This is a genomic window from Bradyrhizobium sp. (genome assembly GCF_052389815.1).
Taxonomy (GTDB): domain Bacteria; phylum Pseudomonadota; class Alphaproteobacteria; order Rhizobiales; family Xanthobacteraceae; genus Bradyrhizobium.
Genome location: NZ_JBQTHN010000224.1, coordinates 1 through 17,639, shown reverse-complemented (window position 1 = coordinate 17,639; position 17,639 = coordinate 1). Strand labels below are relative to the sequence as shown.

The 17,639-nt window shown below is 65.2% G+C and carries 27 protein-coding genes and 1 pseudogene; 15 read left to right on the top strand and 13 right to left on the bottom strand.

The window, feature by feature from the left end; translation table 11 throughout:
• Positions 1-177, top strand: a pseudogene (locus ACT4OC_RS29905) (MBL fold metallo-hydrolase); the annotation flags it as partial.
• A 1-nt stretch (position 178) separates the two neighbouring features.
• On the opposite strand, the gene ACT4OC_RS29900 reads toward ACT4OC_RS29905, so the two are convergent.
• Entirely contained in the window at positions 179-424 is a 246-nt protein-coding gene (locus ACT4OC_RS29900) for a hypothetical protein (protein ID WP_444842667.1), read from the bottom strand.
• 291 nt (positions 425-715) lie between these two features.
• On the opposite strand from ACT4OC_RS29900, the gene ACT4OC_RS29895 reads away from it, so the two are divergent.
• Together ACT4OC_RS29895 and ACT4OC_RS29890 are read left to right on the top strand one after the other, a co-directional pair.
• Positions 716-1,738, top strand: coding sequence for a tlde1 domain-containing protein (locus tag ACT4OC_RS29895; RefSeq protein WP_444842666.1), 1,023 nt, complete (start codon positions 716-718; stop codon positions 1,736-1,738).
• Positions 1,735-2,016, top strand: coding sequence for a hypothetical protein (locus ACT4OC_RS29890; protein ID WP_444842665.1), 282 nt, complete (start codon positions 1,735-1,737; stop codon positions 2,014-2,016). The genes ACT4OC_RS29895 and ACT4OC_RS29890 overlap by 4 nt, the downstream gene beginning before the upstream one ends.
• A gap of 49 nt (positions 2,017-2,065) precedes the next feature.
• On the opposite strand, the gene ACT4OC_RS29885 is transcribed toward ACT4OC_RS29890, so the two are convergent.
• Positions 2,066-2,416 carry a DNA-directed RNA polymerase subunit N gene (locus tag ACT4OC_RS29885; protein WP_444842664.1) on the bottom strand — a complete coding sequence of 117 codons (351 nt, stop codon included), beginning with the start codon at positions 2,414-2,416 and terminating at the stop codon, positions 2,066-2,068.
• Between the two features lie 156 nt (positions 2,417-2,572).
• Here ACT4OC_RS29885 and ACT4OC_RS29880 point away from each other — a divergent pair, with 156 nt between their 5' ends.
• The gene (locus ACT4OC_RS29880; protein WP_444842663.1) at positions 2,573-3,163 is read left to right on the top strand and encodes an NADPH-dependent FMN reductase; all 591 of its coding nucleotides are present in this window, start codon (positions 2,573-2,575) and stop codon (positions 3,161-3,163) included.
• On the opposite strand, the gene ACT4OC_RS29875 is transcribed toward ACT4OC_RS29880, so the two are convergent.
• On the bottom strand, positions 3,160-3,399 hold the full coding sequence (locus ACT4OC_RS29875) for a hypothetical protein (RefSeq protein WP_444842662.1): 240 nt from the start codon (positions 3,397-3,399) through the stop codon (positions 3,160-3,162). The genes ACT4OC_RS29880 and ACT4OC_RS29875 overlap by 4 nt on opposite strands.
• A gap of 93 nt (positions 3,400-3,492) precedes the next feature.
• On the opposite strand from ACT4OC_RS29875, the gene ACT4OC_RS29870 reads away from it, so the two are divergent.
• The gene (locus ACT4OC_RS29870; protein ID WP_444842661.1) at positions 3,493-4,278 is read left to right on the top strand and encodes an SDR family NAD(P)-dependent oxidoreductase; all 786 of its coding nucleotides are present in this window, start codon (positions 3,493-3,495) and stop codon (positions 4,276-4,278) included.
• Positions 4,279-4,374: 96 nt separating this feature from the next.
• Here the strand turns inward: ACT4OC_RS29870 and ACT4OC_RS29865 are convergent, their stop codons facing one another.
• Together ACT4OC_RS29865 and ACT4OC_RS29860 are read right to left on the bottom strand one after the other, a co-directional pair.
• On the bottom strand, positions 4,375-5,223 hold the full coding sequence (locus ACT4OC_RS29865; protein ID WP_444842660.1) for a hypothetical protein: 849 nt from the start codon (positions 5,221-5,223) through the stop codon (positions 4,375-4,377).
• Between the two features lie 130 nt (positions 5,224-5,353).
• Positions 5,354-5,530 carry a hypothetical protein gene (locus ACT4OC_RS29860; protein WP_444842659.1) on the bottom strand — a complete coding sequence of 59 codons (177 nt, stop codon included), beginning with the start codon at positions 5,528-5,530 and terminating at the stop codon, positions 5,354-5,356.
• A 441-nt stretch (positions 5,531-5,971) separates the two neighbouring features.
• On the opposite strand from ACT4OC_RS29860, the gene ACT4OC_RS29855 reads away from it, so the two are divergent.
• The 4 genes from ACT4OC_RS29855 (at position 5,972) to ACT4OC_RS29840 (ending at position 8,019) form a co-directional block, all read left to right on the top strand.
• On the top strand, positions 5,972-6,853 hold the full coding sequence (locus ACT4OC_RS29855) for a hypothetical protein (protein ID WP_444842658.1): 882 nt from the start codon (positions 5,972-5,974) through the stop codon (positions 6,851-6,853).
• A 226-nt stretch (positions 6,854-7,079) separates the two neighbouring features.
• Positions 7,080-7,265 carry a hypothetical protein gene (locus ACT4OC_RS29850; protein WP_444842657.1) on the top strand — a complete coding sequence of 62 codons (186 nt, stop codon included), beginning with the start codon at positions 7,080-7,082 and terminating at the stop codon, positions 7,263-7,265.
• 90 nt (positions 7,266-7,355) lie between these two features.
• Complete coding sequence (locus ACT4OC_RS29845) at positions 7,356-7,730, top strand: hypothetical protein (RefSeq protein WP_444842656.1); 375 nt, start codon at positions 7,356-7,358, stop codon at positions 7,728-7,730.
• A 112-nt stretch (positions 7,731-7,842) separates the two neighbouring features.
• Positions 7,843-8,019 (top strand): hypothetical protein, encoded by a 177-nt coding sequence (locus ACT4OC_RS29840; RefSeq protein ID WP_444842655.1) that lies wholly within the window; start codon positions 7,843-7,845, stop codon positions 8,017-8,019.
• Positions 8,020-8,132: 113 nt separating this feature from the next.
• Here ACT4OC_RS29840 and ACT4OC_RS29835 read toward each other — a convergent pair whose 3' ends face one another.
• From ACT4OC_RS29835 to ACT4OC_RS29825, 3 genes are all read right to left on the bottom strand, one after another.
• Positions 8,133-8,717 (bottom strand): hypothetical protein, encoded by a 585-nt coding sequence (locus ACT4OC_RS29835; protein WP_444842654.1) that lies wholly within the window; start codon positions 8,715-8,717, stop codon positions 8,133-8,135.
• Between the two features lie 205 nt (positions 8,718-8,922).
• Positions 8,923-9,066, bottom strand: a complete 144-nt coding sequence (locus ACT4OC_RS29830) for a hypothetical protein (RefSeq protein WP_444842653.1) — start codon at positions 9,064-9,066, stop codon at positions 8,923-8,925.
• Between the two features lie 10 nt (positions 9,067-9,076).
• Positions 9,077-9,310: a DUF6894 family protein gene (locus ACT4OC_RS29825; protein ID WP_444842652.1), complete on the bottom strand. Its 234-nt coding sequence runs from the start codon at positions 9,308-9,310 to the stop codon at positions 9,077-9,079.
• 380 nt (positions 9,311-9,690) lie between these two features.
• Between ACT4OC_RS29825 and ACT4OC_RS29820 the strand changes: the two genes are divergently transcribed.
• Positions 9,691-9,906, top strand: coding sequence for a hypothetical protein (locus tag ACT4OC_RS29820; RefSeq protein WP_444842651.1), 216 nt, complete (start codon positions 9,691-9,693; stop codon positions 9,904-9,906).
• Between the two features lie 212 nt (positions 9,907-10,118).
• On the opposite strand, the gene ACT4OC_RS29815 is transcribed toward ACT4OC_RS29820, so the two are convergent.
• Positions 10,119-10,469, bottom strand: coding sequence for a zinc ribbon domain-containing protein YjdM (locus ACT4OC_RS29815; RefSeq protein WP_444842650.1), 351 nt, complete (start codon positions 10,467-10,469; stop codon positions 10,119-10,121).
• A gap of 175 nt (positions 10,470-10,644) precedes the next feature.
• Between ACT4OC_RS29815 and ACT4OC_RS29810 the strand changes: the two genes are divergently transcribed.
• Both ACT4OC_RS29810 and ACT4OC_RS29805 read left to right on the top strand, forming a co-directional pair.
• Positions 10,645-10,884 (top strand): hypothetical protein, encoded by a 240-nt coding sequence (locus ACT4OC_RS29810; RefSeq protein ID WP_444842649.1) that lies wholly within the window; start codon positions 10,645-10,647, stop codon positions 10,882-10,884.
• A 3-nt stretch (positions 10,885-10,887) separates the two neighbouring features.
• Positions 10,888-11,748 carry an amidohydrolase family protein gene (locus tag ACT4OC_RS29805; RefSeq protein WP_444842648.1) on the top strand — a complete coding sequence of 287 codons (861 nt, stop codon included), beginning with the start codon at positions 10,888-10,890 and terminating at the stop codon, positions 11,746-11,748.
• Between the two features lie 167 nt (positions 11,749-11,915).
• On the opposite strand, the gene ACT4OC_RS29800 is transcribed toward ACT4OC_RS29805, so the two are convergent.
• Positions 11,916-12,353, bottom strand: coding sequence for a hypothetical protein (locus tag ACT4OC_RS29800; RefSeq protein WP_444842647.1), 438 nt, complete (start codon positions 12,351-12,353; stop codon positions 11,916-11,918).
• Positions 12,354-12,594: 241 nt separating this feature from the next.
• Positions 12,595-12,876, bottom strand: coding sequence for an AbrB/MazE/SpoVT family DNA-binding domain-containing protein (locus ACT4OC_RS29795; RefSeq protein WP_444842646.1), 282 nt, complete (start codon positions 12,874-12,876; stop codon positions 12,595-12,597).
• Positions 12,877-13,081: 205 nt separating this feature from the next.
• On the opposite strand from ACT4OC_RS29795, the gene ACT4OC_RS29790 reads away from it, so the two are divergent.
• Complete coding sequence (locus ACT4OC_RS29790; RefSeq protein ID WP_444842645.1) at positions 13,082-14,122, top strand: acyl-CoA desaturase; 1,041 nt, start codon at positions 13,082-13,084, stop codon at positions 14,120-14,122.
• A 135-nt stretch (positions 14,123-14,257) separates the two neighbouring features.
• On the opposite strand, the gene ACT4OC_RS29785 is transcribed toward ACT4OC_RS29790, so the two are convergent.
• Entirely contained in the window at positions 14,258-14,506 is a 249-nt protein-coding gene (locus tag ACT4OC_RS29785; protein ID WP_444842644.1) for a DUF2442 domain-containing protein, read from the bottom strand.
• Positions 14,487-14,621 carry a DUF4160 domain-containing protein gene (locus tag ACT4OC_RS29780; RefSeq protein ID WP_444842668.1) on the bottom strand — a complete coding sequence of 45 codons (135 nt, stop codon included), beginning with the start codon at positions 14,619-14,621 and terminating at the stop codon, positions 14,487-14,489. The genes ACT4OC_RS29785 and ACT4OC_RS29780 overlap by 20 nt, the downstream gene beginning before the upstream one ends.
• 253 nt (positions 14,622-14,874) lie before the next feature.
• Here ACT4OC_RS29780 and ACT4OC_RS29775 point away from each other — a divergent pair, with 253 nt between their 5' ends.
• Both ACT4OC_RS29775 and ACT4OC_RS29770 read left to right on the top strand, forming a co-directional pair.
• Complete coding sequence (locus tag ACT4OC_RS29775; protein WP_444842643.1) at positions 14,875-15,864, top strand: hypothetical protein; 990 nt, start codon at positions 14,875-14,877, stop codon at positions 15,862-15,864.
• A gap of 926 nt (positions 15,865-16,790) precedes the next feature.
• Positions 16,791-17,471, top strand: coding sequence for a class I SAM-dependent methyltransferase (locus tag ACT4OC_RS29770; protein WP_444842642.1), 681 nt, complete (start codon positions 16,791-16,793; stop codon positions 17,469-17,471).
• Positions 17,472-17,639: the final 168 nt, after the last annotated feature.

The following is a 17,639-nucleotide window of genomic DNA, read 5'->3' as shown; positions in this document are numbered from 1 at the left end:
GACTGGTCGGCGCGGCCGGACTGGGACCCGAAGCAGTCGGCGGTCTCGCGCCGGACATTCTTTGCCGAGGTGGCGGACACCGGCACGCTGGTCCTGCCGGTGCATTTCCCCCGGCCGACCGTCGGCCTGCGGAAGGCCGACGGCAACCGGTTCGATTATCGCTTCAGGCGCGAATGACCTACGCGCCTTCCTCGCACTTCTTCATGAAGGAGGTCTTGGCCGCGCCCGACAGCTTCTTGCCGTCGGAGCCGACCGCCTTGACCTCGCAGGTCTCTTCCTTGCACTTCTTCAGGAACGAGGTCTTGGCCGCGCCCGACAGCGCCTTGCCGTCCTTGCCGACCGCCTTGGTCTCGCAGGTTTGCGCCATCGCGGCGGAGCCGAGGGCGAAGGTGGCGACGATTGCAGCAACAAATATCCGCTTCATGGGGTTCTCCCTGATCAGGCCAATAGAGCGCTTTGGATTCGGAATTGACCGGCCGCTCAGCCGTCCACCCGGCGCGCCCCACCGTCTTAGCGGCCCGCCCATGAACGGTAGATGACTGTTCCACACGTGGGAAACGGATGGCTCAATATAGCTGTTAACCAGGCCGCCGCCCGAGGCGTGCATCCTTCGTCGGTCTCGAATATGCCTCAGTCTCGCGGCCATAATGCCGGGGAAATTCCACGAATCCCTCGCGGAATGGGCGCTGTCGAGGGGGTGGGTCCGGGGACCGGCATGGTTCAAGTCAGGATGAGGGCCGACCGGCATTGGCCGCAGCGGCGCGTATCGTCTTCCAGGACGATGGCGGTCGTGCTTCTGGCGTTCGGCGCGAGCGCGGGCGTCGCCGCATGGGTCGCCGATCCCGGCGACGCTGCGCTGGTTTCCGCCAATGCCGCCCCGTCGCGCCCGCCGGCCTCCAGCTTCGAGGACCGCTTCCTGCCTGCGCCCCCGCCGGAATTGCGCGCGCGCACTTTCTCGACGCCGTCGCTTGACCGCGCAGCCCACGCGGTGGCCGACATCCGCGCGCAACAGGCGCGGGAGCAACTCGCCCGCCAGATGCAATCGCAGGATTGGCGCGCGCAGGATTGGCGCGCGGTCATGCAAGAGCCGGCTCCGCCGCCCGCCACGGTAGCGGTGCCGTTGCCGCGCGCGCGTCCGTCCGATGCGCGGATCGAAGCGGCGAGCCGCGCGGCCATGCCGGCGGACAATGCCGGCGACCAGCGCACGCTGCTGCAGAAGCTTTCCGATCTCTTCCCCGGCCGGGGCGTTACGCTGGCCTCGCTAACCTCGGGCGAGGGTCTGTTCCGCTCCGGTCCCGATCTCGGCGCGCTCGGCTACGACAGCTTCACCGCGGTCTACGATATCTCTGCCCAGGCGGTTTACCTGCCGAACGGCGTCAAGCTCGAGGCCCATTCCGGGCTCGGCAACCGCATGGATAGGGTCGACAGTGTCGGCGAGCGCATGGTCGGCGCCACCCCGCCCGGCACTTATGAGCTCAAGCCCCGCGAAAAACTGTTCCACGGCGTGCGTGCGCTACGCATGACCCCGGTCGATAGCGAGTCGACGCTCGGCCGCACCGGGCTATTGGTGCACAGCTATCTGCTCGGCCCGGGCGGCGAGTCCAACGGCTGCGTGTCGATCCGCAATTACGAGCGCTTCCTCAAGGCCTATAGCGACGGAGAGATCTCGCGGCTCGTCGTGGTGCCGAACCTCACCGATTCGATCACCGCGTCGCGGCGCTTGCCGGCGCCGTCATGAGCCACACCGATCCGGCGCTTTCGCGCGATGTGTCGGCGTCGGAAACGCCGCTGCGGACCACGTTCCGCATCAAGCTCAACGGCCAGACCGCCTCGATCGGCACGGTCGGCCAGGCCTTCCGCTTCATCACCAGCCTCAACGCCATCGAGTGGATGGAATTCCGCGCCCTGCACGAGGAGGCGCTGCGCTCGCTGCAGCACGCCGCTGACAATGCCATGTTGACGGTGCAGGCGACCAACGCGTTACGCACGCTGTTCGTGCGCGCGAAGCTGTTGTGACGGCGAGGACCGCCCGCTGGTCTATCCGAACCGGCCGTCGCGCTGAGCGCTATTCCAGCGGCTGCACGGGCGGCGCTTTCGCCGTCTTCGGCGCGGACGCTACGGCTGGAGCGACTGCGGACTCGCGCATCGCGGCCCGGCTCTCACGATAGGGCCGTGCTTCATTGCCGGCGGCGCGGCGCGGCTGCCGCGCGGAAGCCCTGCCGTCGCGGATACCCCAGGCGCGCGATATCGAAGGACCGGCGGTATAGCCGATGAAGGCGCCTGCCACGGCACCGATCGGCCCGAGCACGACGGCGCCGGACACCGCGCCGAGCGCCGCATCGGTGGCGCGCTCTCCGGCCATCGCCGCCGTCGGGAGCGCCAAGGCCAGCGCCACGATCGCGATCTGCTTCTTCATGCGAGTTCCCCTCCGTCTCGTCCCCAGCAAGCCCGAAGAATGCGGCGACAAGAGTGCAAGAGCGCGGTTAAATCCGTTCGAAGCCGTATCGTTGCGCACAGGCCACACTGCGGCGATGATGTCGGGATTGTGGCGTTGTGGCAGTCGGGTGAACCCATGAGCAATCGCGTCCTGGTTTTCTACGGTTCCTATCGCGCCGACCGCATGGGTATCCGTCTCGCGCAATTCGTCGTTGAAGGCTTTCGTGCGCGCGGCGACGACGTCGAGCTGATCGACGCCAGGGAGGTGAACCTTCCGATGCTCGACCGCATGTACAAGGAGCACGGCAAGGGCGAGGCGCCGGCCGTGCTCGAAACGCTCGCCGGGAAGATCCGCGAAGCCGACGGCTTCGTGTTCATCACCGGCGAATATAACTGGGGTGTGCAGCCCGGCCTGAAGAACCTCACCGACCATTTCCTCGAGGAATGGTTCTGGCGTCCGGCAGCGATCGCGAGCTATTCGGCCGGCCGCTTCGCCGGCGCACGCGCCGCCATTGCCTGGCATGGCATACTTTCCGAGATGGGCATGGTGGTAGTGTCCTCGACGATCTCGGCCGGACCGATCGCGCAGACGCTGTCGGAAGGCGGCAAGCCGACCGGCGAGCCCGGCAAGGCGCTGGCAAACGCCTTCCCGCGCTTCGCCGACGATTTAAGCTGGTGGGTGGAAGCTGCAAGGGAGCAGCGCGCGCGGAAGAAGCCGCCTTACTAGCGCGGTTCCTCTTCATGGCCCTTCGCCGGCGCGCGATGCTGTGGCGACGAACGGGGGCCGACCTCCTGGCAGGGGAGTTTCTCCCAATTGCCGTCGGGACCAAGCTGATAGGAGGAGCAGGGCGGCGACGAATCCTCGGCATCCTCCTTCTGTGCCTTCGCGCTCTTGGCGAACGCCGGTGTGGCGAGCAGCGCCAGCGCCGCGAGTGCGATGAAGGTCGGCTTTGCTGCTTGCATCTGCGTGGCCTCCTTTCGAATTCGGCTTTATCCGGGAAAGGGATTGTGGTGATTCTTGGCCAAAGCATTCCGTCTTTCGGCTAAGGAGAGTTCATGAGCCTGCTGCAAAACCCCTTCGATCCCGCGCGCGAGGCGGCGCTGGTGACCGGCGCCGGCAACGGCATCGGCCGGGCCATCGCGCAGGCCCTGGTGGGCGAGGGCGTGCGCACGGTGTTCGCCGATATCAGTGCGGAGCGGGTGGTGGAGGCGATGAAATCCTCGCCGCGTCCGGAACTGGCGGTGGCCTGGACTGGCGATCTCGCCGATCCTGCCGCTTGCGATGCGCTACTCGCCCATGCGCGAGCAGCGCTGGGGCAAGTCACGCATTTCGTGCATTCGGCTTCGCCGCCGCGGCGCGAGGCCGATCACGCGCTCGCCGTCAGCGATGAGACTTGGCGGCAGATGCACGCGGTCAATCTCGAGGCCGGCTTTCGTTTGGCCCGCGAACTGGCTCGGCAGCTGATCGCAGCGAAGTCGCCGGGATCGTTCCTGTTCCTGACCTCGCTGCATGCCGGCACGCCGCGCAACCTGCCGCATTATTCGACGACCAAGGCGGGCATGGCGATGCTGGTGAAGGAGCTCGCCAAAACGCTCGGCCGCAACAATATTCGCGTCAACGCGCTGGTGCCCGGCGCGATCGCTGCCGGCGGCTTCATCGCCGATCCCTCGTTGGCAAAACACATTCCGCTCGGCCGCATCGGCGCGGCAGCGGACCTGGCGCCGATGGCACTCGCGGTGCTTTCCAACAAGGTGTCCGGCTACGTCACCGGCGCGGCGTTCACGGTGGACGGCGGCTTGTCGCTGACCAACTGGTTCGAGCCGCCGGTGCTGGACGCCTAGAGCTTCGGTTCTGGTTGAATCAGAACCGAAGCTCTAGATTCTAGATTTGACGCGTTTTCTTTACGCGAACCGGTATCCACTTCGCTTGAAAACGCTCTAGTACCTGTTCGAAAGCGGCATCGGCATCGGCGGGCGCACCACCGGTTCGCCGTTGGGCTGCGTCGTGGCCTGCTGCGGATAAGGCTGCGGCGCCTGATAGCCCGGTGGCGGCGCCGCCGCAGCCTGCACGGCGGGCGGATAGGCTGCGCGCGGCGGCGCGGGCGGCTTGGGCGCTGCGGACACCCTGGGCTTCGGTGCAGGCGGGTGCGCGCGGGCGGCGGGCGGTGCGGGCGGCGCGACGGCGGCCTGCTGGTTCGCCTTCAGCGTTTCGATGGTCGCCTTGAGCTGCTCGATCTGCTGGCCCATGGCAGCGAGTTCGCGCGCCATCGACTGGATCTGCTGCTCGGCTTCCGGCGGCAGCGCAGCGGTGCTGCCGGGTGCGGCAGCGGCCTCTGCCGGAGGCTGTGCGGCGACCTCCTCACGTTCCGACGCCGCTTGCGCATCGGCCTCGACCGGCGGATCGGCGGCCGGCGATGAACTGGCGGCCGGCAGGGGCACCCAGTCCGCCAGCGTCTGCGTCGCCGCCTCGCCGTGCTGCTTCCAGGCGGCCGCAGCGCCCGCGCTGACCAACGCCAATATGAACGCCGTGACGGCGCGATTCACCCAGTTGCGCGCCGGCGATTTCTTCAGCGCGGGAATGTCATTGACGTCGCTGGCGCGGAAGGTGTTGTCGACCTTGGGCGCGGCGACCTCGGCAGCGTGGCGGATTTCGGCAAACAGCTTTTCGCGGCTTGCGGCATCGTTGGCGGGCCCCGCCGGCTTGGGGCCGGCCCAATCGGCCGGAACGATATCGGGCGCGATCGGCGCATCGTGCGGGTCGTCAATCTGTCTCAGCGTGGAACGCATCCAAAATCCCCATGCTCGTCGTCGATCCCTGCCGGACGGCACGAGTCCAGCCGGGTTTGACGTAAGCAAGGCGAGGGGATGGAGAGTCTGGGGCCGAGGGAACTCCGGGGATGGTTAGCGTCAACGCGGGTCAGATCGTCGCTGCCTGCGCCAGCTTCTCGCGCGCCTTGGCCTCGATCAGCGCAGCGTAGCGGCCGAATTCGGATGCCATCTCCAGCAGCTTCTCGCGCACGACGGCGTCGGTGACGCGGTCGGCCATGCGGCGGGCGCGGTCGGCCTGAAAGCGATAGTGATCGACTTCGAGCATTCTTATTTCTCCTCTCAGCGATTGCGCTGAAAGTTTCGTTGGCTTCAGGCGGCAATCCGGTGACGGCGAATCTCCTGGAGCCGCATCACGAGATAAAAGCGGTACAGCATGGTGAGAAGCGCCTGCATGATCGAACCCCATCGTTGGATCACATGGCCTGAAAGCTAGCGGCCTTTCGTTTCCGGACGTCTTTGTCGGGGAGGAAAATGGTTTCATCGCCGGAGCGCCTGTGTTTCGTCCGGCTGCGCTGGGACGAAATACCGTTCACGAACCCGCGATCGCCGCCGGGCGGCGGGCGGGGAAAAATGCTGCTTCCACAGGGTCCGAAAGGGCCCGACGGCGGTTCGAGCCGCAATCTGAGCCAAGTTTCCGGTAAACTTCCACCGATTGCAGCAGCCGCCTGATTCGGCGGGGAAATTCGGGATAGTCGCGGGGGGTGAAATGTCATTCTTCAGGCGTGAGCTGGGCCCGGTCGAGCGCTTCGAGAATGCGTTGCGGGAGAAGCAGACGACCCGGCTGAAGCTCGCCGCCAGGTCCCGCGCCGCGGACGCCGTCGTCGCCGACAAGCGCAAGACGGCCGAAAAACTCGCCGTGGCCGGCGCGGCCGATGCCAAGCTGGCGCGCGCGGAAGGCGAGCTGCGCAGCGTCGAGGAACGCGCCAAGGCGCTGCGCGCCGAGCTCGCCGAATTCGACGAGCAACTCGTCTCCGCCGAACGGGCGCTGGCGGAAGCCAGGGCGCAGCGCGAGCGCGACCGCATTGCCGACGAGATCGAGGCGATGGCAGGAGCCATCGAAAAGGCCGCGCCCGGCTTCGATGCCGGTGCCGCCGGGCTGCTGGCCGCCGCCGGCAAGGGCGCGGCGCCGATACCGCAAGCCGCGCGATTTTCCGCCAGCATCGATGCCGTGCGCCGCGAGGTGCTCTCTGCGGTCGAACTGATCTGCTGGGAGCTGCGCTCGGCGGCGGCCTCGACGCGCAGCGGCAACGCCAATGCCGGGCAGAGTGCGGCGGCCGAGCCCGAACAGCCGGCGCTGCCGGACATCCAGAGGCAGCTGATCTACACGCTGAGCCCGCTGCAATGGCGCGAGGGCACCGAGCTGAAGCGGGTGCCGGCCTTCGCGGCGACCGGCCTGCCGGCCTATCTGGTGCCAGTCGCGTTGCGCCACCAGCACGCGGACCACATGAACGCGCGGCGCGTGCAGACGCTGATGCACGTCCACGGCAATGGCGCGGCGCAAGCCGAGGTCGGCGCGGACGATCCGCGCCTGGTCGATCTCGACGCGCTGGCGGCGGATGCGCAGGAGAAGCGGGCCGACGTCGCCTGAGCGGTCGGGCGCTCTTCACGCGAATAGGTGCGCGATGCTCTTGAACCGGAGGGCGATTTCGACCCTAACAAGGGCTCCTTTCCGAGAATGATGTAGCGCCCTCCGCTGGAAGGGCGCAGAATGGCGACGGCGGGGGGCGGAGGAACGGACCCCGGGCCCGGCGGTTGACAGGCCGACCGCCGGCTTAAGCCACGCGGCTCCGATCGATCGAGACGAGGAGAGCGCCATGATTTCCGAGATGCAGGTCCACGTGATCGCACGCCAGATGTTCGAGAAACACGGCGCGGAGGCCATTCATAAGGCTGCCCAGAACGCAATCGCCTGCGAGAAGAAGGGCGAGGAAGAGGAAGCGCGCGAATGGCGCCATCTCGAGGAAGCCATGAAGATGATGCGCGGACCGCATCAGCCTTGAGGTGTTGAAGAAGCATCAAGCTTCAGCCCATTTTTCGCCATTCCGCTTCGCTTAGGCTTTCGACGGGACACATCCGCCGAAGGAAATCCGATGCTGCCAGCAAGATCGGGGCGCAGCCTGCTTGCGCTCGCCGCTAGCGCCGTCCTCGCGTGCAGCACAGCATCCGCGCAGGAAAATCTCGACGCCGGCAAGCCGCCGCAAAAGCTGTTCGCGGAGGGCTGTGCGAGCTGCCATCGCAGCGCCGGCGGGCTCGCCAAGGGGCGCTTCAGCCTGCCGCTCTATCTGTTCCTGCAGAAGCATTATGCGAGCAATGCGAGCTCGGCCTGGGCGCTGACGTCGTACCTGGAGCAGGTGGATGCGGCGAGGCGCGCCCCGGCGCGAGCGGCAGCGGCCCCGCCACGGCCATCCTCGATATGGTCGCAGCGTTCTCCGCCGCGCCCGCCGGCGCCGGTGCCGACCCGTTAGTCACCTTCTTTGCCGCGCCCCGCAGCAAAATCTCCCCGAGCCCGCCATCTTTTGGTCGTCTGGCCGCGCACGATCAGGGGGGTGAGTTGAGTGGCGTTGGGAGTTGCGGACCATGGAAGATTTCGAGAGCAAGCTGGAGAAGTACGAGGCGCGGGCCGCCAAATGCGAGGAGCAGGCGCGCGAGGCGACCGATGCGACCCGGCAGGATTTCTACGAGGTGCTGGCCCGCTACTTCCGCAACCTCGCCAACGACTTCAAGGAGATTATCGAAAAGCGCAAGACGGCGTAGAGGGGCGCGTGCGGCGCGGCACCTTTCCTTCGCGTGTGTCAGTAGGGCGGATTAGCGGAGCGTAATCCGCCGATCCGAGCGACGGCGGATTACGCGCTTTGCGTCAATCCGCCCTACGGACTGCGAACCGGCCGGCGGACCATCAGCTCGAACGCGCCGAGCGCGAGCAGCAGCACGAGCAGGGCCAGCATCACGCGCAGCGGCGTGACGAGCGGCTCGGCGGCGCGGGCGTTTGCCGCGAGGTCGGCAGGCCCGGGCCTGGCCGCAGCGGGCGGCACGCGCTGGGCGATCTCGACCCAGCGGTCCCAGAAATTCGTGCGGGGCGCGGCCGGGGCTGCGACCGCATCGACGCTCGCTCCGGCGCTGGCCGACACCGCGGCATCAGGCAGGTCCCCGGGCCGCATCCGCGACATCGCCTCGTGCCAGCGCGGCGCATGCGACCAGCCCTTCTTCTCGTCCCGCGCCTCGCGCGCGGCTTGCGCATCCACCTGAACCGCGCGCTGCTCCTTGGCCTTGCTGCGCTCGGCAAGGCGCCGCCGGCTCGGCGGCGTCGCATCCCAGCAGCGCTTCGGGCCGTGCCACCACAAATGCTCCTTGGGAAATTTCGCCCGCGCCTCGCTCTGCGTCATGCAGGAAGGCGAAGCGAGCGCCGGCGATGACGCCAACGCGATCGCCGCTGCGATTATCGCGACACGCATGAGGCCGCTCCGCATCCACGATTGGCCGCCGCCAGAGAGTCCCGCGCTGTGAATCATCGCCTAAACTCTAGACGTTTATGCAATGCAAATTGTGGCGTGTTTTAAGAGACAGTGCGGTTAACCCATGTTTTGCGCTGTCATGGGTTGGGACAGTTCCACATTCACGGATGTGGCGAGCTTGTGGCGAACGGGGATTTGCGCGAAATCAGTCCGCCAGCGAATGCTTGGCGCGCCACTTCGGGCCGGGGCCGCGCATGTAGTGCTGCTCGGGGCGGTAGGGATCGGCGACGATGCCGATCAGGGCGCGGGTGCGGGTTAGAATCGTGTTCAGGCGTTGACGAAGCGACATCGCGGCCTCCTCAGTGCAGCCGGCCGATGACGGAGGCGAAGGGGATCACGAACAGATCCACGCCGAGTTCGTCGGTGGCGCGCAGCTCCCAGCCGCGCCAGTCTTCGGCGTTGGGCGCGGTCATCATCGCGTGCACGAGGCGACGCCCATGGGCGCAGGCTTCGGAGAGATCGCTCACGGCGGTGCCGCGGCTGTCGATCAGGTCATGGCTGGCGTCGGAGCAGTGGAAATAGACTTCGGTCATGTTCCGCTTCCTTGGGCGAATCGCCCCATGGGCTCGAGAATTAGCAGCGGCTTGCCGCGGAAAATATTCCGGACGATCCCCCATCGGGAAACTACGGGAGATCGCGAGGAATTGAGTCAGATCAAGCAGATGACCCGCAGCTCGTCCGCTCATCACGGAACTTGGTCGTTGCCGCCTTGCCGGCCGTTCGGATCACGCCGCCGTGTTCGCCCGCGCATGTGCGCCAGGTCACGCACGCTTGCGCGATGCGCGCTCAGGTAAGCGTTCAAAATTAATGCATTGATGCGCGCAATTTGGCCTCGCAATGCCGGGGGCTAATGCCTATTTATGGAGGAGGAAGGAGATTCGGCCCAAGGACAACACTCCAAAAGGAGAGATCCATGGCGAATGCTCTATCCACTGGGGCCTGGCTTTCTGCCCCGACTAAAACCTCGACCAAAACCCCGTTCTTCACGCGCTTGTTCAGGGCCCACATCAGGGCCCGTCAGCGGCACGCCGACCGCGTGGTCGCGCAGTACCTGGCGCTTCACGGCACCAAATTCACCGACGACGCGGAGCGCGAGATCGAGCGCCTGCTGTTCAGGGCGGGGCGGTAACGATGATCCCCGTCATGATGCACCTGGCCAGGCTCGCGCGCTTCGCGCGCGAGGTCTGGCACGAATCGCAACGCCTGCGCCGCAGCTTTCCCGGCCCGGCCGAGGAGTAGGAGAGCGTAGGCGGATTAGCGACAGCGTAATCCGCCATCGCTTCGCATTGGGGCGGCGGATTACGCGCGGTGCGCTAATCCGCCCTGCGGCGTGCTCGTGCCTCACGCCTTCTTCACGAATTCCGATTTCAAGTTCATCGCGCCGATGCCGTCGATCTTGCAGGCGATGTTGTGGCCGTCGGCGCCGTCGGAAAGGCGGATGTTGCGCACCTTGGTGCCGCCTTTGACGACCAACGAGGAGCCCTTCACCTTGAGGTCCTTGATGACGATGACGGCATCGCCGTCGGCGAGCAGGTTGCCGTTGGCATCGCGCACGCCGGCATCGAGCGAGGTCTCGGCGGCTGCCGTGGCATCGCCGCTCCATTCATGCGCGCATTCCGGGCAGACCCACAGGCTGCCGTCCTGATAGGCGTGCTCGGAATTGCATTTCGGGCAGTGCATCGCGTCGTTCATCGTCGTCCTCAACCGGTCCGGATGGCGCGCACCGTAGGGTCGCGTCCGGGCAATGCAAGGGGAAATCGGCCGGCTCGAGGCGCAGCAGCGCCCGCGGGCGGAGCGTGGCCGCCGACGGCGAAAACAGCAAAATGTGCTAGAATGCGCGTCGGGGGATGATCTCGGAGAAGATCCCATGCGGCCTGTGCTGGCGCTATGCATACTGATCGCGCTCTGTGATCAGGCGAACGCCGCGGCAAGAAAGCCTCAGGCCCAATCGCGACAGCTGATCGCCCCTGGCCAGGCCGTGACCCCGGGCGACGTCACGCCGCGCGGCGCGCGCGTCTTCCGTGACGACACCGCTCCCGGCGGCTGGCGGACCGACCGCGACGAGCCGCCTTCCCCCAACGACCCGTCGAGACGCGGCGGCGGCTGAGCGATGATCATCGATTCCCAGGTCCATGCCTACGAGGCGAACACGGCGAAGCGACCGTGGTACAGCGTGCCGAACTGGCCGGCGCACGTCACCGGCGAGGAGATGGTAGCGGCAATGGACGAAGTCGGCGTCGACGGGGCGATCTTCATCTCGGCGTTCTCGCTGTACCGCTTTGACGCCAGCTACGCCGTGGAGGCGCAGCGCGCCCATCCGGGCCGCTTCGCCATCGTCAAGCCGGTCGATCCCGACAACCCCGATGTGGCCGATGTCGTCGCCGAGTGGAAGCAGACGCCAGGCGCGGTCGGCATCCGCATCATGCTGACGAAAGAGTCCGGCTGGGCACCCGGCCATCCCGGCCTCGACCGCATCGCGCGCGCTGCCATCAGCCACGACTTTCCGGTCAACCTGCATTGCTGGGATAATCTCGACAACGGCATCGCGCTGATCGACCGCCATCCCGATACGCGCTTCATCCTCGATCATCTCGGCATATTGCAGCCGCGCGTGCCGCCCGCGCCGCCAGAGGCTTCTCAGTGGAGTCCTTGGGCCGCGCTGCCGAAGGTGCTGGAGCTGGCGAAGCGCCCGAACGCGGTGATCAAGGTCAGCGGCGCCTGCACGCTGTCGAAGGAGCCGTATCCGTTTGCCGACATCTGGGATCCGTTGGCCCGCGTGTTCGATGCGTGGGGGATCGACCGCTGCCTGTGGGGCACCGACTGGACGCGCGCGGCCGCTGTCGTTGGCTACGCGCAGGCCACAGAGCCGTTCCGCTTGACCAGCCGCCTGAGCGAGAGCGAGCGCGCCCTGCTGATGGGCGGGGCGTGCGCGAAGGCGTATGGGTGGAAGCCGGGGAAGGACGCCGGCTGATCGCGAGCGCCGGCCCCAACCAAAAATATCGAAAACAACCCCATGCAAAGTAGGACCGTGGGTCGCGCAGGATGGGTAGGGCGCGCGCGAAACCCATCAATTCACATGCGATATCAATGTGATGGGTTTCGCCTCCGGCTCTGCCCATCCTGCGCACCCGATGCGCGTCAGCGCAGGCCGGCGCGTTCGGACCGGGTCTCGGCGTCGGCGGTGTCGGCGTGGATGGCGTCCCGGATCAGTCGCTCCGTCGTCTGCGCGAAATAGAGCGACATGTCCGCGTGCAGGCCGGAAAACTGCGGCCACACCACGGTATCGAAAAAGCCCCGCGATACCTTGACCATGACGGTCGTCGCGTGCTGTCGCGGGTAGCGGAACGGCCTGATGCCGTAACGCCGGCACAAGGCGATGAACAGCTTGACCGACCATTGATCCGGCAGGCTGAGCTTCATCTCGACGGGAGGATCGCCGCGGCCGGCCTCCGCGAGCTTGGCCTTCAGCCGTTCCGCCGCGGCGCCTGCGGCGTCGCGTTCTCCCGCCGTGGCCGCGCCGAAATACAGCGCCTCCACCTTCCTGAGCCGCTCGCGAAGCTGGTCCTCGATCGACATGCCGTCACTCCTCGAGGAGAGACGAGGCCATCGCGCGCAGCGGGCGTCAATTGCGGGAAGCAAGCCGTCCACACATGATTGGGGGCCTTGTAGGGCGCATTAGCGACAGCGTAATGCGCCGACAATGGAGCGGCGGATTACGCTTCCGCCTTCGCTCGTTGAGCTACGGCGGGACATGGCCGCTAATCCGCCCTACGCTTGCTGTCCGGGATCGTCGCCCACAAGATAGCGGACGATGAGATTAGGTTCGATTGCGAGCATGCCGCCGCTTCGCCTCAGTGGCGATCCCCGCCTGCATATCCGCGATCGACTTTGCCGGCCCCTTATGGGGCAGGGAGCCGAACACGTCTTTCGGACGGGTTGGCGCAAAGGCGGGCTTCGCCCTCAGCAACACACCCTCGGGGGTATCCTCCACCATCAGCTCCGTACCGGCAGGCCAGTGTCGCCGTTCCCGGATCGCCTTGGGCAAAATCACCTGGCCCTTGGTCGACACGGTGGTGGTCAGTTTTGGCTTGGTGGACATGGCGGCTGCACCAGGTGAGACGAAAGTAAGATAGTTGGGCCGGCCCGGATGCCAATGCCTGCCACTGTCGGGACCGCCCTCCGCCCGCGTCTTTTCGGGTGCCGGCCCCGCGCGCTCCCGTGACCGATCAACCCTTGCTAGAAACAGCCCGCGTCTGTACGCTGCGCGGCAGTAGAGTTGATTTTCCGTGAATGGGTCGGCTGAAATGACCGCAGTGCATAGCGTGGTGTCGGAAGAGCGCGTGGCGTCGGAAAAGGTTGCGGACCGGAAAATGCCGCCGGGCGTGCTCCTCGAGGGCCCGGTGGTGAACGCCAAGCTTCTCGATTCCTATGTTGCGCTCGGCATCATGATCGCGGGTTCGATCGCGGCGCTGGTCTGGGCATTCACGATAGGCATCGGCTGGATCGAGATTTCCGTCTTTGCCGGCATGTTCGCGCTGGGCACGGTCGGCATCGGCTTCATGCATCGCTACTTCGTCCACCGCAGCTTCCGTTGCGGTCCGGTCATGCGGACGCTGTGCGCCGCGCTCGCCACGATGGCGGTGGAGGGCTCGATCGTCAAATGGGTCTCCAATCATCGCCGGCACCATCTTCACTCCGACAAGCCCGGCGATGTCCACAGCCCTTACTATGACGCCGCAGGCGAGCGCCACGCCAGCTTCGCCAAGGGGATATTGTATGCGCAATCCGGCTGGTTTCGGGACCAGGCCACCACCGATCCCGAATACTACGCCAGGGATATTCTGGCCGACCCGATCGCCATGTTCTTCACCAGGACACGCTGGTACTGGTACGCGTTGTCGGCGGTGATCGTTCCGGGCGCGCTGGGTTACGCGCTTGGCGGCGTGCACGCGATGATCGGCTGCGTCCTGTTCGCCGGCCTGTTCCGCAGCCTTGCCATGAACATGGCGACCTCGCTGGTCAACTCGGTCTGCCATAGCGGCGGCCGCTGGGGTTACCGCCGCTTCGAGACCGATGACGGCACGACCAACGAGCTGGTGACCACGATCCTCACCTTCGGTGAAGGGCTGCACAACAACCATCACCGCTTTCCGCGCGACGCCTACCTCTCGCACGCCTGGTACGAGATCGACATCAATGGCCTGATCATCCTGGGGCTCGGCAAACTCGGACTCGTGCACGACATTTTCGCACCCGTTCGCCCCGTTTCCGGCGCCGCGGCCGCCGCCACCCAGACCCCAATCGACGGCGTCGCCGAAGACCTTGGCTCGTCCGGCGTAAGGTAGAGTTGGACGCTCTTCCCGGAAGCCGGGCTCCTCGCTTCCAGTCGCGTAGGAGGGGTAGAGCGCAAGCGAAACCCATCGATTCACAGGCGATATGAAGATGATGGGTTTCGCCTTCGGCTCTACCCATCCTGCACACTATGCTGCGTGTTCCGGAGATGTCGTGACGTCGCCGCGGCCGGCGAGCAGGCCCGCGATGGAAATGTCCTCGTCGATCGCTTCCCAATGCAGGCCAAGCCGGCTGAGCTCGACCTGTTGCCGTTCGGCCGGCGTGGCGCGCAGCAGGCGCGGAAACCATGCGAGCGGGACGCCGAGCGTCCGCCCATCGGACAGCTCGACCCACATGGTGTGGTCATCGAAGCGGACGCTAGTTGCCGAAATGGTCATGCCACGCTCTCAAGATCAGGTCGCGGTTGTCAGCGACGACGCCCAGAATAACCGAAAGCTCGCGCCGGTTGAAGCCATAACTGTCGGCGAGTGATATCTCCGGCTCAAGCCACACCTTGGAATTACGGTGACAGTGCACGAATTAACTTTCGCTTCGAGTTAAGTGCACTGTCACCGTAATACCGTAATACCCGGTCGTCAGCGACGACGCAAAGAATAACCGAAAGCTCGCGCCCGGGCGATCGGGATCGCGCCGAGCGGTAATTCCCGGGTGCCCTGGAAAATCCCGGTGCTTACAATTTTATCCAATCTCATGAGCCGACGGTAATTCCTCGCGCTTAGCGTGCAACCCAGTTCAGGGGTTACACATGTATGCAGTAAAGAATTCCTCGCGCGCGCTGCTCGTGGCGCTGATTCCGCTTGCGGCGGTACACGTCCTTCTGCACGCCTTCGTCCTGCTTGGGATCCAGGGCACGGCCGCACCGGGGCAGGCGGAGCTGCCGGCGCCGGACAAGGTCTTGATTTCCTACGTCACGCGCCTCGCGATCGACGCCGCGTTGTTGTTTGCCGGCCATCTGGCGCTGCGGCAAGGCGCGATCCATAGCCGGATGGCATATGGGCTGATGGGGGGCACCATGGCCGCGGCGGGCTATGCGTTCGCCATCCGCGATCACCTTGCGTCGGTTGCACTCTCCGCCGGCAGCGAGATCACCATCGGGCTCTTGCCGGTGATCGCGGGGATGATCGCCGGCTTCCTGTATAGCCAGGTTGCCGGCCTCGAAACGGTGGCTGGCCGGCAACCGCAGCCCTCAACCGAAGCCCCGGCCGCACCACGAACGTTCGACGGCCCCGTTCGCGTTCGCTCGTCGCTCGCCGCGGTCGCAATATCGGCGGTGATTCCGGCGGTGATGACAGCGTTGCTGAGCTTCATGTTCATGGCGTTGGTGCAGGGCTTCGAGCCCAAGGCTTTCGGTCCGGGTGTCATTGCAGGCGTCCCGGCACAGATGTTTCTGGCTGTCTTGATCGCCACGATCGTGCCATCGGCGATTTTTGTCCTCGCCACGCATCACATCGCGAGAGCGTTCGGTCGGAGCCGTGGCCTCGAGTACGCAGCGATCGGGAGCGGCGTTGCCGCCTTATGCGTCTTTCTGATCGCCATTGCGGTGCGGGTCGATACCGCCTTCGTGCTGCTGCCGCCCGCCATCATGAACGGCGCGATCATGGGTGCCCTTTATCGGCGGTTCGCCGGCATCGAGCCCGTGCCGCTGCCGGAAGCCGTGATCGCAACCGACGAGCATGCCCTCGTCGGCGCAGATCATCCGTCCCGGCGGGAGCATGGCGTCATCCTGTCGAACTAGGTTGACCCAAGGTGTTGTTACACTGCGCTCCCTACGGCCGACCGCATTACAGGAGCGTGGTGCCGGCCCAAATCGATTCGTTGGGCTGTAGGAGCGGATTAGCCAAAGGCGTAACCCGCCGTTTTGTTGAACCCGAGGCCCCGCATCCGGCGCCGGGCCGCCGCAATCCAGACCCCGGTCACTGTTACGGTGACAGTGCACAAATTACCTTCGAGTTAAATGCACTGTCACCGTAATCCCGTAATCCAAGCCTGCCGGTCGACGGGATCGATGCCGTCATCCGCTGGGCCGAGGCGACATACGGGCCGCAGTGGCGATCCATCGAGCTGCCGGCCAGCGCACGTTGAAGGAACGTTTCCTGATCGATGAGTGCCTGAGCGGCAGGCTGGTTCCAGGTAGCTGACCTCGATGACGCCCGAGCCGGTCTTGGGATGCTGCTGCTCCGCACCCAAGCTTGGTGAGGAACCGCCTTAAGCCTTCTTTATGCCTGAAACCTGGCTCCTCCTTGATATCTCTGGGACGGCTAAGTGATTGCGATGCCTCGAACCATTTGGCTCGCCATTCTTTGTCTGCTGTTTGTAAGCGCACTATTTGCGCTGAGGACCAGTAGTGGCGCGCGAACGATGGTCGGAGGCACGGATGCAGCGCTCCCTTCCGCGATCGATGACAGGCCGCCTCTCGCGAAATCCGACAGATTGCCCTCACTCGATCTCGATCCCGCCGTGGCAAAGGCTTCCGTAACGACGGTCAAGATCGCGCCAACGCAGCCGGTGGCGAAAGCTTCGCCTGGGAAGGTCGAGGCGGACCATGCCAGCCGTGAACGCCAGGAGGTAACGAGCTGGCACTGGCATGTCGGCTCTGGGATCACCAAGCGGACCACAACGGCAGGCCAACCGAAATCTGAACGGGAGCGGTAAGCGGCTGCGATGCGAACGGCCGAGGATTTCAATCTTCATTATGCCACCCCTGATCCCTGGCACATTGCAGGTTCACGCTTCAGGGACAGGGTCTTGCGCCGATGTATTGGGCGGTTCATTCGCGACAAATCGGTGCTCGAGCTTGGTTGTGGCGAAGGCCACTTGACCGAGGCAATTTTTGATAGAGCACGATCGGTGGTCGGTATTGACATCAGCGATGTCGCGATCGCCCGCGCCAGATCGCTGGAATTGCCAAATGCCAGGTTTGAAAACGCCGACTTGTTGCAGACCTCTTTCACAGGCTACGAAGTGATCGCGGCCATCGAATGTATCCATTACCTTTCCCACGAAGAGCAGGGTGCCTTTCTGGAGAAGGTTGCCAGGGAACATTCCGGCAAGATGCTGCTGCTTTCAGGTCCAATTGTCGATTACACGCATTACTTCAGTCACAGGCGATTGATGCTCGAGTTCACGACCCTTGGCTTCTCCCTGGTCAGATTCAACAACCTGTCTGTCTATTGGCATCCGCCTTCTTCTCGTATCGTCGCCAACCTCATCAAGTTGCCGCTGGGTTACATGGCGCTTGATTGGCTGCCTGAGCGCCTGATTTACCAGAGACTCTACGCACTTCGGGCACCGACTCGTCAGCCATGGGTGCGCGCGATCGCTCCTTTCGATGTGGCCAGCTGAGCGAGCAAGTAGGATGGGTTGAGCCCTTGAGGCTGGGCAAATATTCAATCGGCCATCGACGCAGTAGAAATCCATTCGCAGTCCGACGCCATAGCGCCGAAAATATTCTGTTGCCGTCATTGCGCAAGCAGTGCAGAGAATGAACTTTCTACGAGTTGACAGGCCTTC

Coding starts and splice junctions, on each gene's coding strand:
- ACT4OC_RS29900 (WP_444842667.1), bottom strand. CDS start 424: ATGAAGCGGATATTTGTTGCTGCAATCGTCGCCACCTTCGCCCTCGGC.
- ACT4OC_RS29895 (WP_444842666.1), top strand. CDS start 716: ATGGTTCAAGTCAGGATGAGGGCCGACCGGCATTGGCCGCAGCGGCGC.
- ACT4OC_RS29890 (WP_444842665.1), top strand. CDS start 1,735: ATGAGCCACACCGATCCGGCGCTTTCGCGCGATGTGTCGGCGTCGGAA.
- ACT4OC_RS29885 (WP_444842664.1), bottom strand. CDS start 2,416: ATGAAGAAGCAGATCGCGATCGTGGCGCTGGCCTTGGCGCTCCCGACG.
- ACT4OC_RS29880 (WP_444842663.1), top strand. CDS start 2,573: ATGAGCAATCGCGTCCTGGTTTTCTACGGTTCCTATCGCGCCGACCGC.
- ACT4OC_RS29875 (WP_444842662.1), bottom strand. CDS start 3,399: ATGCAAGCAGCAAAGCCGACCTTCATCGCACTCGCGGCGCTGGCGCTG.
- ACT4OC_RS29870 (WP_444842661.1), top strand. CDS start 3,493: ATGAGCCTGCTGCAAAACCCCTTCGATCCCGCGCGCGAGGCGGCGCTG.
- ACT4OC_RS29865 (WP_444842660.1), bottom strand. CDS start 5,223: ATGCGTTCCACGCTGAGACAGATTGACGACCCGCACGATGCGCCGATC.
- ACT4OC_RS29860 (WP_444842659.1), bottom strand. CDS start 5,530: ATGCTCGAAGTCGATCACTATCGCTTTCAGGCCGACCGCGCCCGCCGC.
- ACT4OC_RS29855 (WP_444842658.1), top strand. CDS start 5,972: ATGTCATTCTTCAGGCGTGAGCTGGGCCCGGTCGAGCGCTTCGAGAAT.
- ACT4OC_RS29850 (WP_444842657.1), top strand. CDS start 7,080: ATGATTTCCGAGATGCAGGTCCACGTGATCGCACGCCAGATGTTCGAG.
- ACT4OC_RS29845 (WP_444842656.1), top strand. CDS start 7,356: ATGCTGCCAGCAAGATCGGGGCGCAGCCTGCTTGCGCTCGCCGCTAGC.
- ACT4OC_RS29840 (WP_444842655.1), top strand. CDS start 7,843: ATGGAAGATTTCGAGAGCAAGCTGGAGAAGTACGAGGCGCGGGCCGCC.
- ACT4OC_RS29835 (WP_444842654.1), bottom strand. CDS start 8,717: ATGCGTGTCGCGATAATCGCAGCGGCGATCGCGTTGGCGTCATCGCCG.
- ACT4OC_RS29830 (WP_444842653.1), bottom strand. CDS start 9,066: ATGTCGCTTCGTCAACGCCTGAACACGATTCTAACCCGCACCCGCGCC.
- ACT4OC_RS29825 (WP_444842652.1), bottom strand. CDS start 9,310: ATGACCGAAGTCTATTTCCACTGCTCCGACGCCAGCCATGACCTGATC.
- ACT4OC_RS29820 (WP_444842651.1), top strand. CDS start 9,691: ATGGCGAATGCTCTATCCACTGGGGCCTGGCTTTCTGCCCCGACTAAA.
- ACT4OC_RS29815 (WP_444842650.1), bottom strand. CDS start 10,469: ATGAACGACGCGATGCACTGCCCGAAATGCAATTCCGAGCACGCCTAT.
- ACT4OC_RS29810 (WP_444842649.1), top strand. CDS start 10,645: ATGCGGCCTGTGCTGGCGCTATGCATACTGATCGCGCTCTGTGATCAG.
- ACT4OC_RS29805 (WP_444842648.1), top strand. CDS start 10,888: ATGATCATCGATTCCCAGGTCCATGCCTACGAGGCGAACACGGCGAAG.
- ACT4OC_RS29800 (WP_444842647.1), bottom strand. CDS start 12,353: ATGTCGATCGAGGACCAGCTTCGCGAGCGGCTCAGGAAGGTGGAGGCG.
- ACT4OC_RS29795 (WP_444842646.1), bottom strand. CDS start 12,876: ATGTCCACCAAGCCAAAACTGACCACCACCGTGTCGACCAAGGGCCAG.
- ACT4OC_RS29790 (WP_444842645.1), top strand. CDS start 13,082: ATGACCGCAGTGCATAGCGTGGTGTCGGAAGAGCGCGTGGCGTCGGAA.
- ACT4OC_RS29785 (WP_444842644.1), bottom strand. CDS start 14,506: ATGACCATTTCGGCAACTAGCGTCCGCTTCGATGACCACACCATGTGG.
- ACT4OC_RS29775 (WP_444842643.1), top strand. CDS start 14,875: ATGTATGCAGTAAAGAATTCCTCGCGCGCGCTGCTCGTGGCGCTGATT.
- ACT4OC_RS29770 (WP_444842642.1), top strand. CDS start 16,791: ATGCGAACGGCCGAGGATTTCAATCTTCATTATGCCACCCCTGATCCC.